Here is an 11,964-nt window from a genome sequence, read left to right on the forward strand (position 1 = left end):
ACACGGTATGCTGCAACTTCTCCAGCCATACACGTGTTTTACTTATTTTACTTTTGACGTGCTGTTTGTAAAAAGATTTTATCTTCTTTGTTGCCCACTTCGTTCATTAGCTCGCTTGCATCTTTGAAGCCAAGACTTTTTACCGTACGGGCCTGTTTATAGTAATCAGAATCTGTCATAATGCCAGACAATGTCATAATGGAATTTGCAACAGGTGTCGGAACACCAAGCTCTCTACCAAGCGAATAAAGTAAGCCAAGACCCATTGGTACATCCTCCGTAATATACCGATTTTCAACTTTATCCGTATGCAAATCGCTTACGCTGTCTGCGTAGATTGCGAACGCTTCTTTTTCAGAGTATTTTTCTGGATCTGTAAAAGTCCGCACTTTAAATTCATCGATATAAGAAAGAGGAGATGAACCGATTTTTCTTAAGACCGCCATTTTTTCGCAATCCAGTTCATTAGCCACTTTCCAAATAGATGGGGTAAAACCTTCTGTATACATAGAGAAAGTTCCATTTGAATTTTCAATATATGCAGCATTCATTGCAATCCCTACAGTATGCATGATGAGATTCGGATTGTGGAGAGCGACTTCTACTATATGGTCGCGTGGTATAGGGTTGTCCAGTACTGGTTCTAATATTCTGCATGCCTCTTCAATACGGTTCGCCGGCAATGCTGCTATTGGGTGTCCATAGTTCTTAGAATAAATAGTTACTACACCCGGGGATGTAATACGGCAGCTATACGGAAGTGTTTCGCCTTCTACAAATAATGGGGCTTCTTGAATTCGTCCGATTCGTTCCATTTCTCTCTTAAAGAGTAAACTACCTAAATACCCTGGGCAAATATAAACCGTTTGCTCAGCCTGGAGATAAGGGGCAAGCGCCTTAGCTAAATTCTCGTGGTAATTCGAAACGTAATAAATTAAAATGATATCCGCTTCAGGAATAGCCGCTGCAGGGTTATTTGTTACATTTGCTAGCTGATATGTACCATTGCCTTCGATGCCTTCTAACTTGATTTCTTTTGTTTCTTTTAGCTTTTCAAAATGCTGATCTGGTCGGTTGCTTAGTTTTAGCATGCTGACCTCATGCCTTGCCTGTGCCATCGCTGCTGCTGCAGCAGATCCTCCATGCCCAGAACCAACGATTGTAATTTTCATAAATAACAGTCTCCCTTTCTATGATAGCGTTTTCATGTTTTTTCTATTTAAAATTAATCATCATATTTTTTCATTTTCATGTTTCTATTCCCGTACTTCCCTCACATTAAACATCCTGATTTTTTCCAATAAAATAAGAGGCTTAGCTAAAATGCTAAGCCTCATACCATTTATAATTGCTTATTCTCCAATCAAACTATTTAAATTAGCCATTTCAATCGCAGAAACAGCTGCATCATATCCTTTATTTCCTGATTTAGTTCCAGAACGTTCGATTGCTTGTTCGATGTTTTCCGTTGTAACAATACCAAAGATAACCGGCACTCCAGTAGTTAATCCAACATTTGCAATTCCTTTAGCCGCTTCATTGCAAACATAATCATAATGAGATGTGGAGCCTCTAATCACCGTACCTAGACCAATAATGGCGTCATATTTCTTCGTATCCGCCAATTTCTTTGCAATAAATGGTACCTCGAATGCTCCCGGCACCCAAGCTACATCTATATCATCTTCAGATACGCCATGGCGTTTTAAACCATCCATTGCTCCGCCTAGCAATTTGGCATTTATAAATTCATTAAATCTACCTACAACAATCCCTATTTTTAAATCAGTTCCTATTAATTGTGCTTCTAATACTTGTCCCATGTGTTGTAACACTCCCTATGCAAGAATATGATTCATTTTTATTTTTTTCGTTTGTAAATAATATTGATTTTCAGCAACAGCCTCAGTTTCAAGCGCTACTCGTTCTACAATCTCAATTCCATATTTCCTTAGCCCTTCTACTTTCTCTGGGTTGTTCGTCATTAAGCGAACCCTAGTTACACCCAAGTCGCGGAGCATTTGGGCACAAAGTCCATAATCACGCATTTCAGCTGGAAAGCCCAATTGTTCATTTGCTTCCACTGTATCCAAGCCCTGCTCTTGAAGCTCATAGGCTTTCAGTTTATTTAACAGTCCAATCCCTCTGCCTTCTTGATGCATGTAAAGAATGACACCTGTACCAGCAGCTTCAATCTTTTCTATCGCCTTCTCCAATTGCGGTCCGCAATCGCACCGATTTGAATGAAACACGTCTCCCGTCAAGCATTCCGAGTGAATACGCACTAACGGAGCATCTTCCTCCCGCAACTCCCCTTTTACTAAAGCTATATGCTCTTTGCTATCTATTTTGTTTGAATAGCCAACCATTTGGAATTCACCAAGTGTTGTAGGCATTTTCACAGATGCTTCGCGTTTTGCTAGTTTTTCATGGATATAACGATAGCGAATGAGGTCTGCAATGGTAACGATTTTTAAATTATATTTTTCAGCTAACACTAGTAATTCCGGTACTCTAGACATTTCACCATTATCGCTCATAATTTCACAGATAACGGCTGCGGGTTCACTGCCGCAAATCCTAGCAAAATCAATTGCTGCTTCAGTATGCCCTTGGCGTTCGAGAACGCCATTCTCTTTAGCAATGAGTGGAAAAACATGTCCCGGTCGCCGAAAGTCAGCCTCACCTGCATCTTTGTTTAATAGCTGCATAATGGTTTCCGAACGTTCAAATGCACTAATGCCTGTGGTTGTATCCTTATAGTCAATGCTCACTGTAAAGGCTGTTTGGTGATTGTCTGTATTGTTGTGAACCATTGGATAAAGTTCAAGGTGTTCCGCCAGCTCCTGTGATACTGGCGTACAAATTAATCCTCTACCATAAGTAGCCATGAAATTGATGTTTTCGGGTGTTGCATACTCCGCAAGGACGAGTAAATCTCCTTCGTTTTCACGATTTTCATCATCCACTACAATAATCATTTTTCCTTTTTTCAAATCTTGTATTGCCTCTTCTATTGAATGAAACATATTAAACACCGCCTCTTTTTAAAATCCATTTTGCATTAAAAAATCCATCGTCATTGGTGTTTCTTTTTGTTGCCTCTCAGCATGCTGAATCACGTATTTGCCAAGCAAATCATTTTCAATATTGACAAGATCCTGTTCCTTTTTTATGCCTAACACTGTCTCACTTAAAGTATGCGGAATGATTGAAACTGTGAGCTGGCGTGGCTGAATATCGAAAATAGTAAGGCTGATGCCATCAATAGCTACCGAGCCTTTTAAAATACAATATTTTCTGAGCTCCTCTGCAATACCAATATCAATATATATCGCATTCTCCACTTTGCGCTTGCGCAAAATAATACCTGTACCATCCACATGTCCAGATACAAAATGCCCGCCAAAACGGCCATTTGCCGGCATTGCTCGTTCTAAATTGATACTATGACCCAATTGCAATGATTGAATACTCGTCCCTTTCACTGTCTCCGGCATTACATCAACCGTAAAGGCACTTTCCGAAAAAGAGGTAACCGTTAAACAAACCCCATTAATGGCAATGCTGTCACCTAAATGAATGTCATCTGTTATCTTTCGAGATTCTATTGTTAATTGCATACTTTGGCCACCACGTTTGATTGCTTTGACCTTGCCTATATCTTCTACTATTCCAGTAAAAATCAATTCCACCTCATTTCAATACAGATACTATTTTCAAATCTTCACCGATTTTGTGGATTTCTTGCAATTCGAGTTCCAAAGCATCCTCCATTTGTGTCACTCCTAAGTCAGAAAACATTGGAATAGCATTTTTCCCACCGACAATTTTAGGCGCTATATATGTGATTAATTGATTTACTGAACCGGATTTCAAAAAACTTGCATTGACCGTTTGGCCGCCTTCTACATACAGCTTCATAATCTGGCGTTTTCCCAGCTCTAGTAATAATTCTTCTATGTCAATTAAAGGTTTTGTAAGCTGCAGAATTTTCACATGTGATATCTGGCTTAACTGTGCAATCTTTTCTGCTGAAGCTTTTGAACCTGTTACAATCCACGTTGGCGCGGAACTATCCATTATCACCAATCTATCTGGCGTAATCCTTAAATGCGTGTCTAAAATTATTCGAATCGGTTGCTTCTTTGTATTTCCAAGTCGATTGGTAAGGCGTGGATTGTCTGAACATACCGTGCCGATTCCTACTAAAATGGCATCATGATTTTCGCGATCCTTATGAACATCCACCTGTGATTCCTCACTTGTAATTTGCTCTCCGATTCCTCTTTTTGCTGCTATTTTACCGTCTAATGTGATGGCCTGTTTTAAAGTAACAAACGGTTTTCGTTGTTGAATATAAGCAAAGAATTCTTTATTTAACGCCTGCGCTCTTTCTAGCAAAATATCTGTTGTTACTTCAATCCCAGCATCTCTTAAAAGCTGCAATCCTTTGCCCGCAACTAATGGATTGGGATCCTGTGCAGCGATGACTACACGACTTACACCTGCTTCAATTAATGCGTTAGCACAAGGAGGTGTTTTTCCGTAATGGCTGCAAGGTTCCAGCGTTACATAAACAGTGCTTCCATTCGCTTGTGATCCTGCCATTCGTAGGGCATGAATTTCAGCATGCGGGCCCCCCGCCTTTAAATGTGCGCCAAGGCCTACTATTTCGCCATTTGAAACAATAACGGCTCCTACTGCCGGATTTGGCGACGTTTGCTGCTTAGTAGTTCCTGCTAAATCTAAAGCAAGGCTCATATAAAATTCATCCGTCATTTCTTTCCTCCCTATCTGTTGTAGTTCATTACAAATAGAAAACCCCTTAGCTATTGTCAACTAAGGAGTTTAGGAGATTGTATGTAAAAATGGGTGCACTAAATAAACCTAGGAAGGTGTATTTTTCTTCCAAAGGCTGGTACCACTCACCATACGTCCTTCTCCCATCCAGACTATACTGTCGGCTTTGGATTCTCACCAAATCCTGCCTAAAAAAGGCTCACGGGCTTAGAATTACTTCATCACCGTCGATTGGGAATTTCACCCGACCCCGAAGGACAAACCATATAAAATTGTGTATGAGCTTTAGAAAAAAGAAAAACCCATAGATTTCTCTACGGGGTACATTGTGGAATTTGGCTGCAAAGACATCACCAAATAAACCTATTGAAGTGCTTTTTTTCTTCATAAGGCATTCAGCTTGCTCTACATCCTTCTCCCATCCAGACTATACTGTCGGCTTTGGATTCTCACCAAAATCCTGCCTTTAAAAAAGGCTCACGGGCTTAGAATTGCTTCATCACCGTCGATTGGGAATTTCACCCGACCCCGAAGGACAACCATATAAAATTGTGTATGAGTTTCAGAAAAAAGAAAAACCCATAGATTTCTCTACGGGGTTGTGTTGGAATTCGTATGTAAAAGTCATTACTAAATAAACCTATTGAAGTATATTTTTCTTCACAAGGCATTCAGCTTGCTCTACATCCTTCTCCCATCCAGACTATACTGTCGGCTTTGGATTCTCACCAAAATCCTGCCTTTAAAAAAGGCTCACGGGCTTAGAATTGCTTCATCACCGTCGATTGGGAATTTCACCCGACCCCGAAGGAATATTCTTTTATTCGAAATCATTATAAACTTAGTAAAACAAAAAAGAAAGCTATTAATCTTAATCACTTCAAAAAAGAGTGCCTTAGAAGCATTCTCTTCTAAGGCACTCTTTATTATTTTCTATTATACGCTACGTCGTTCAACTTCGTGCTGTTCCAGTGAAAAGGCGAACAATAAAGACAATCAGCGCAATGACAAGAAGAATATGAATTAATCCTCCGCCAATATGGAATATAAGGCCTAGTACCCAGAAAAGAACTAGAAGTCCTATTAACGTCCAAAGCATCATAAACATCCTTTCTGCAGATAATTTAAATTTATTTACATTTATTTATTACCCCGCAGAACAATTTACTAAACAAATGCTTGCCAAATTATCTTCACTCGCAATAATTCTGCTGCTAATCTGCAAAATTGGTCTAATCACTATATAGAAGTTCAATTCATTAAGAATTAATTTCAACTGCTTTTTTCTTTACTTTTTCCGGCACTACTATTTCTTTAATTTGATTATATTTCTCATACTTGCTCATGATCTCTTGTTTTATCTTTACTGGTTGACCTTGAGCATTTAATGACATGTCCATGTTGAGATTTAACATAGTCGGATAAAATGTCTTTTTATCGATATGAATCTCATAATCTACTTTGTTGATTTTCATATCTTTCAACAATTCAGCAGAATTAGCCATTCCAGCTGGCAATGTTTTTTGAACCTTTTCTTGAATGAAATGAGTGAACTTTTCACCTGAAGCATTTAATAATAGGATATAGTTTTTATCATTTTGTTTAAATTTAAAGTCCTTGACGAATTTCTTCAGTTGCTTAATCTCTGCCATAGGATCTGTTTGTTGATTGGAAGCTTGCGCTAATTGATCCGCCATTTCCGCTGGGAACTTCATCCATTTTTTTGAATTTGGATCATACGTAAACATACCGTCCTTTGTAAAATAGCTCTTTGTTTGAATCATTTTGTCAGACTCTGGAGCCTTCATCATTAACTTTTGATAGAAAGACATAGGGTTTTGAACTACATCCATGATGATACCTGTATCTGTCTCTACATTATTTTGACCAGAATTGATATTTTGTATAACTTCCATTTTTGTTCTGTAACTTTTTAAGTTTTTAGAGGCTTCAGTAGATTTTTTAAATACTTGCTCTAATGTCAAACCTGAATCAGCTTTGGCAGTAGACCCATTTTGTTTGTTTACTGGTTCTGCCTTTGAGTTACATGCTCCTAGCATAAATACCAAAAGTAATCCCATTGTAAGGGAAAGAATTTTTTTCAACACTTCCACTTCCTTCTTTTATATTTCGTCCTACAATTTAGTATAAAGGAAGCACTAAAAAATGCAGTCAACCATATTTACTATTTTTAATTTTTTTGTATTTCAATGGAATAAAAGGAAGGTGACATATGAATTAATACAAATTTCTCACACTGAGTATTATGTCTTCTTATGTTTGTTTCCATAGAACTAGTATGATATTGCCTTTTCCCACTTTTTATTAGTAGTTAACACCTCTTCATAAAATAAAAAAGCTGGTTTCCATATAGGAAATCAGCTTCTTCTTTTTGCATTATGCTTCCACATCATAGCCTTGTTCTTCAATCGCTTCTTTCATAGCAGCAAGCGTTACTTTTGAATCATCATAAGCAACAGCTACATTACCAGCCTCTAAATTTACTTCAGCTGATGATACGCCATCCAATTGATTCAAAGCACCTTCTACTGAAGATTTGCAATGACCGCAAGACATACCTTGTACGGCTAATGTTTTCGTTTCCATTCTGTATTCACCTCCTTCAAAGTGTACCGCTTATAATTTTATCCGTTTCAATCGAAGCGAGTTTGTCACAACACTAACTGAGCTTAATGCCATAGCAGCACCTGCTATCCATGGAGCTAGTAAACCGATGGCTGCTACAGGGATGCCAGCTGTATTATAGCCGAATGCCCAAAATAGGTTTTGGCGGATATTGCGAATGGTTGCATGACTGATTTTGATCGCCTTTGGTATAAGCAGCAGCTCGCCGCCTAAGATAGTCACATCGGCTGCTTCAATAGCCACTTCTGTACCTGTGCCAATCGCAATCCCGATATCTGCTGTCACAAGGGCAGGGGCATCGTTAACACCATCGCCAACCATTGCTACTTTTTTACCCTGTGCTTGGATTTCTTTTACTTTATCTGCTTTTTCTTCAGGCAATACTTGCGCGATGACATGATCAATGCCTACTTGTTTCGCAATAGCCTCTGCTGTTCTTTCATTATCGCCTGTCAGCATAATTACTTCCAGACCTTGTTCTTTTAACTCTTTGATAGCTTGTGGAGCTGTTTCCTTAATTGTATCCGCTACTGCTACAATACCGCGATACGTACCGTCAATTGCCAACAGCATCGCCGTCTTGCCTTCAGTTTCAAATTCGGTTAATTTTTCATCCTTGCCTTCAATATCAACTTGATGATCAATCATTAATTTTCGATTACCGACTAGTACTTGTTTTCCAGCTATCTCTGCTTGGATCCCATGACCAGGAATTGCGTTAAATGACTCTACATCTACGAAGTCAATATCATTCTCTGTCGCATAGGCTACAATAGCACCTGCAAGCGGGTGTTCTGAACCCTTTTCTGCACTTGCTAACAGCTGCAATGCTTCTGTGTCACCATAGAAATCAGTTACTTCAGGTTTCCCTTTTGTAATGGTTCCTGTTTTATCTAGGACGATTGCTTGTAATTGATGGGTTCTTTCTAAATGCTCTCCACCTTTAAAAAGAATTCCACTTTCGGCAGCTCTTCCTGTACCTACCATAATAGAAGTTGGTGTTGCGAGCCCTAATGCACATGGACAGGCAATAACTAGTACAGCAATCGCTGCGACTAGTGCAGGCTCAAATTGGCCAGGCTCTACAAATAGAATCCAGATGGCAAAGGTTACCACAGCAATCCCAATAACAATGGGTACGAAGTAGCCTGATATGACATCCGCTAAACGTTGAATTGGCGCTTTCGAGCCTTGCGCTTCTTCGACTACTTTTACGATGGATGCAAGTGCTGTATCTTTTCCTACTTTGGTTGCTTCCATTTCAATTGATCCGTTTTTATTGATCGTTGAACCAATGAGTTTGGCACCCGGATCTTTTTCAATCGGGATAGATTCACCTGTTAGCATCGATTCATCAACAGATGTTTTACCTTTCATGACTATACCGTCTACCGGTATTTTTTCTCCTGGTTTGACAATTAGATGATCTCCCACTTTTACTTCCTCTACTGGAATCATCACTTCTTTTCCATCTTTGACCACGCGAGCCTCTTTTGCTTGTAAATTGAGCAATTCTGAAATTGCGTTAGTAGTTTGAGTTTTAGCCTTTGCTTCTAAATATTTACCAAACAAAATTAAAGTGATAAGAACTGCGCTTGTTTCAAAATACAAATGCGGCATATAGGCTGAATGGCCAATAGTTTTGACTGCTTCATACAAACTATAGAAATAAGCTGCGCTTGTTCCTAAAGCGACGAGTACATCCATATTGGCTCCGCCATTGCGAAGGTTTTTATAGGCTCCTACATAGAATTGCCATCCGATTATGAATTGAACTGGCGTTGCTAGCGCAAACTGAAACCATGGATTCATAAATATACTTGGGATGCTTATATGGAATAAATGAACTAACATCGTAACTAAAAGCGGAGCGGAAAGAATGGCTGAAACAATTAATTTCAATTTCTTGCCTTGGAGTTCTTTTTCCTTATGGGTTTGCTTTTCCTCTGCTTCTGCTTTTGGTTTTGCATCATAGCCAGTATTTTTTATCTTTTCAATCAAAGAATCTACATCAACCATTCCTGGATTGTATTCAATCATTGCGCTCTCTGTCGTTAAATTAACAGTAGCATTGGACACGCCTGCTTGTTTATTCAAGACCTTTTCTATACGGTTCGAGCATGCTGCACACGTCATACCAAATACATCAAGGTCCACTTTCTCTGTTAAAACACCATATCCGATGTTCTCAATTTTTTTGGAGATATCATCTAGAGATGTTTTGTCAGGATCAAAATCAATAGATGCCTTTTCTGTTGTTAGATTTACTTGAGCATCTACACCATCCATTTTATTCAATGTTTTTTCAATTCTATTTGAACATGCTGCACAGGTCATACCTGTTATGCCTAATGTGGCATGGTTTGTTTCGCTCATCATACATCCTCCTTACTTAGAAAATTGTTTTAATACATTCATCAACTCTGTAATCATATCCTTACCTTCACCTTGCTCAATTGCATGTGTGACACAATGGTTCATATGCCGTTCGGTTACTGTAAAACCTACATTTTTTAATGCCGCTTGGATGGCACTAATCTGTACGAGTATATCAACACAGTAGCGGTCCTCTTCTACCATCTTCTGAATGCCTCGCACCTGTCCCTCAATTCTCTTTAATCGGTTAATCACCGCTTGTTTCTCATCTTTTGATCTTGGATGGCTTGGTTTATCGTGCAAGAATTTATCCAAAAGAACCACTTCCTTATATCTTGTTTTTCTATACTATACCCCCCTATAGTATTTAATGTCAACGAAATTGTTTGGGCATTTTTTAAAAATCTGCGTTTTTCTTTATTACACTTCCGTAGAAATTTCGACATAAAAAAATTGCCAGTAACCGCCAACGGCTACTGGCAAGATATTTAAACTGACATAAAATCACTTACTACTTTCTTCTCTTCTCCATCAAATCTGCCATTTGCATGGAGTTTTCCTGTTGTTCATCCCGTAGATTTTCAACAATTCGATTATAATCTTCCTCATTGCGGTTTTGGCTTAATTTATAAGCAGCTTGCACTTCTTTTACTTCAATTTTAAATCCAACAATTCCTTTAATCTGCTTTTTCGCTTGAGGAGAAAGATTCTCCCATAACACAGGATTTTGGCGATGGTTTTCGTATTTTTGTAATAAGAGAATAAGATCTTCTTCTAATTCTTGTTGGGTCATCAGGCTAGCAGAGCCATAAATATGGACCGCTTGATAATTCCAAGTTGGAACATTTTCATGCTTATACCAAGAAGAAGAAATGTAAGCATCTGGGCCTTGATACATAACAAGTATTGAATCATCTTCATTCTCAAACGTTTTCCATTGAGGATTGCCATGTGCCATATGCCCGGTTATGTAATATTGATTACCCTTTTTATGTAGCTCCAATGGCAAATGGGTTGCAATGGGTTTTCCCTGTTCTGTTGATACGACCGTCCCAAAAGAATTCCCTTGAATAAATTCTTTTATTTCTTCCATATTCGTTTCCTTATAATGCTTTGGGATATACATATTCAGCTCACCCTTCGAATGAATTGGTTAAACTTTTCACCATGATCAAGTCAATTTGTTCTTCATCGCCCATATAGAAAGAGTGGGAACCTGATTGTTCAAAACCCATCTTTTTATAAAATGCGATAGCATTTTCATTCTTTTCCCATACGCCAAGCCATATTTTCTTTTTGCCCCATTCATTCGCACATGCAATGGCCTTTTGGTATAAGGATTTGCCAAGACCATGCTTTTGAAATGATGATCTAATATAAATCCGTTCAATTTCGAGTGAATCATCACCCATTTTTTCAGATTGCGCATCCAGAATGTTGATCTTTAAATAACCTGCAATTTCATCATTCAAATAAATAAAATAGAATTGAGATCCTGCTGTAGCTAATTCTTCTTTAAGTTGTTCTAGATTAAATGCTTTTTCTAAATAGGCTGCCATATTTTTAGGTGAGTTTTGGTCCTTGAATGTATCATAGAATGTTTCTATGCTTATTTCTTGTAGTGTTTTAAGATCACTAAGATTGCACTCTCTTATTTTATGATTCATCTTCCATACGCTCCTTGTATTAATAACTACGCTTATTTCCCTTCTTCACATAATCCCAGTTCTTCTCGATGTTCATTCTTACCTTTTGCAAAAGCTGTAATGCCCGCTCTGCTTCCTCTTCAGAAAAGCCATCCAACGCCACTTTATTGGAATGATCGTTTTCCCGAATGATAAATGGATAAACACTTTGCCCTTTCTCTGTCGGGTAAAGTCTTTTGATTTTTTTATTATGCTGATCTCCCTTCTTCTCAATAAAGCCATTCATATCTAATTTCTTTACAGCTCTGGATGCAGTCGTTCGATCTACCTTTATCATTTCTGCTAACTTTTCGAGAATGATGCCCGGATTTTCACATATTCGGACGAGGTACAAATATTGTCCCTTCGTAAGATCATGTTCTTTAAACTCGATATTGCTAATCGAATCTAAAGCCCTGGCTATCATTCCAATTTCTCGAAGAATGTCCTTCAT

Annotated in this window: 13 protein-coding genes and 3 riboswitches; all 13 genes read right to left on the bottom strand. The window is 38.4% G+C overall.

The annotated features are described in order from the left end of the window. Positions 1–47 precede the first annotated feature (47 nt). Positions 48–1,172 carry an NAD/NADP octopine/nopaline dehydrogenase family protein gene (locus tag M2M59_RS15030; RefSeq protein ID WP_249774987.1) on the bottom strand — a complete coding sequence of 375 codons (1,125 nt, stop codon included), beginning with the start codon at positions 1,170–1,172 and terminating at the stop codon, positions 48–50. 180 nt (positions 1,173–1,352) lie between these two features. Further along, the gene (gene ribE, locus M2M59_RS15035) at positions 1,353–1,823 is read right to left on the bottom strand and encodes a 6,7-dimethyl-8-ribityllumazine synthase (protein WP_147196940.1); all 471 of its coding nucleotides are present in this window, start codon (positions 1,821–1,823) and stop codon (positions 1,353–1,355) included. Positions 1,824–1,838: 15 nt separating this feature from the next. Then, positions 1,839–3,029 (bottom strand): bifunctional 3,4-dihydroxy-2-butanone-4-phosphate synthase/GTP cyclohydrolase II, encoded by a 1,191-nt coding sequence (locus M2M59_RS15040; RefSeq protein ID WP_249774988.1) that lies wholly within the window; start codon positions 3,027–3,029, stop codon positions 1,839–1,841. Between the two features lie 18 nt (positions 3,030–3,047). Continuing rightward, positions 3,048–3,686 carry a riboflavin synthase gene (gene ribE / locus M2M59_RS15045; protein WP_147197149.1) on the bottom strand — a complete coding sequence of 213 codons (639 nt, stop codon included), beginning with the start codon at positions 3,684–3,686 and terminating at the stop codon, positions 3,048–3,050. A 10-nt stretch (positions 3,687–3,696) separates the two neighbouring features. Next, complete coding sequence (gene ribD, locus M2M59_RS15050) at positions 3,697–4,782, bottom strand: bifunctional diaminohydroxyphosphoribosylaminopyrimidine deaminase/5-amino-6-(5-phosphoribosylamino)uracil reductase RibD (protein ID WP_249774989.1); 1,086 nt, start codon at positions 4,780–4,782, stop codon at positions 3,697–3,699. Between the two features lie 152 nt (positions 4,783–4,934). Beyond that, positions 4,935–5,065: riboswitch (FMN riboswitch) on the bottom strand. 144 nt (positions 5,066–5,209) lie between these two features. Then, positions 5,210–5,343: riboswitch (FMN riboswitch) on the bottom strand. Between the two features lie 142 nt (positions 5,344–5,485). Continuing rightward, a riboswitch (FMN riboswitch) is annotated at positions 5,486–5,619 on the bottom strand. A gap of 136 nt (positions 5,620–5,755) precedes the next feature. Further along, positions 5,756–5,902 carry a lmo0937 family membrane protein gene (locus M2M59_RS15055; protein WP_147198046.1) on the bottom strand — a complete coding sequence of 49 codons (147 nt, stop codon included), beginning with the start codon at positions 5,900–5,902 and terminating at the stop codon, positions 5,756–5,758. 160 nt (positions 5,903–6,062) lie between these two features. Beyond that, positions 6,063–6,911 carry a DUF6612 family protein gene (locus M2M59_RS15060; protein WP_147198044.1) on the bottom strand — a complete coding sequence of 283 codons (849 nt, stop codon included), beginning with the start codon at positions 6,909–6,911 and terminating at the stop codon, positions 6,063–6,065. A 289-nt stretch (positions 6,912–7,200) separates the two neighbouring features. Beyond that, positions 7,201–7,410, bottom strand: coding sequence for a copper chaperone CopZ (gene copZ / locus M2M59_RS15065; protein WP_147198042.1), 210 nt, complete (start codon positions 7,408–7,410; stop codon positions 7,201–7,203). A 30-nt stretch (positions 7,411–7,440) separates the two neighbouring features. After that, positions 7,441–9,825: a heavy metal translocating P-type ATPase gene (locus M2M59_RS15070; RefSeq protein WP_249774990.1), complete on the bottom strand. Its 2,385-nt coding sequence runs from the start codon at positions 9,823–9,825 to the stop codon at positions 7,441–7,443. 12 nt (positions 9,826–9,837) lie between these two features. Then, positions 9,838–10,140, bottom strand: coding sequence for a metal-sensing transcriptional repressor (locus tag M2M59_RS15075; RefSeq protein ID WP_066790524.1), 303 nt, complete (start codon positions 10,138–10,140; stop codon positions 9,838–9,840). 196 nt (positions 10,141–10,336) lie between these two features. Further along, positions 10,337–10,951 carry an FMN-binding negative transcriptional regulator gene (locus M2M59_RS15080; protein ID WP_249774991.1) on the bottom strand — a complete coding sequence of 205 codons (615 nt, stop codon included), beginning with the start codon at positions 10,949–10,951 and terminating at the stop codon, positions 10,337–10,339. A gap of 7 nt (positions 10,952–10,958) precedes the next feature. After that, a complete protein-coding gene (locus M2M59_RS15085) occupies positions 10,959–11,492 on the bottom strand; it encodes a spermidine/spermine N(1)-acetyltransferase (protein ID WP_249774992.1) in 534 nt (177 codons plus the stop codon). 19 nt (positions 11,493–11,511) lie between these two features. Beyond that, a complete protein-coding gene (locus M2M59_RS15090; protein ID WP_249774993.1) occupies positions 11,512–11,964 on the bottom strand; it encodes a MarR family winged helix-turn-helix transcriptional regulator in 453 nt (150 codons plus the stop codon).

The organism is Rummeliibacillus sp. G93, from assembly GCF_023515935.1.
In the GTDB taxonomy this organism is placed as follows: Bacteria; Bacillota; Bacilli; order Bacillales_A; family Planococcaceae; genus Rummeliibacillus; species Rummeliibacillus stabekisii.

What these genes read in the sequence shown, in the direction of transcription:
- M2M59_RS15040 (WP_249774988.1), bottom strand. Translation starts at nt 3,029, where the DNA reads ATGTTTCATTCAATAGAAGAGGCAATACAAGATTTGAAAAAAGGAAAA.
- M2M59_RS15055 (WP_147198046.1), bottom strand. Translation starts at nt 5,902, where the DNA reads ATGCTTTGGACGTTAATAGGACTTCTAGTTCTTTTCTGGGTACTAGGC.
- M2M59_RS15030 (WP_249774987.1), bottom strand. Translation starts at nt 1,172, where the DNA reads ATGAAAATTACAATCGTTGGTTCTGGGCATGGAGGATCTGCTGCAGCA.
- M2M59_RS15070 (WP_249774990.1), bottom strand. Translation starts at nt 9,825, where the DNA reads ATGAGCGAAACAAACCATGCCACATTAGGCATAACAGGTATGACCTGT.
- ribE (WP_147196940.1), bottom strand. Translation starts at nt 1,823, where the DNA reads ATGGGACAAGTATTAGAAGCACAATTAATAGGAACTGATTTAAAAATA.
- M2M59_RS15090 (WP_249774993.1), bottom strand. Translation starts at nt 11,964, where the DNA reads ATGAAGGACATTCTTCGAGAAATTGGAATGATAGCCAGGGCTTTAGAT.
- ribD (WP_249774989.1), bottom strand. Translation starts at nt 4,782, where the DNA reads ATGACGGATGAATTTTATATGAGCCTTGCTTTAGATTTAGCAGGAACT.
- copZ (WP_147198042.1), bottom strand. Translation starts at nt 7,410, where the DNA reads ATGGAAACGAAAACATTAGCCGTACAAGGTATGTCTTGCGGTCATTGC.
- M2M59_RS15085 (WP_249774992.1), bottom strand. Translation starts at nt 11,492, where the DNA reads ATGAATCATAAAATAAGAGAGTGCAATCTTAGTGATCTTAAAACACTA.
- M2M59_RS15080 (WP_249774991.1), bottom strand. Translation starts at nt 10,951, where the DNA reads ATGTATATCCCAAAGCATTATAAGGAAACGAATATGGAAGAAATAAAA.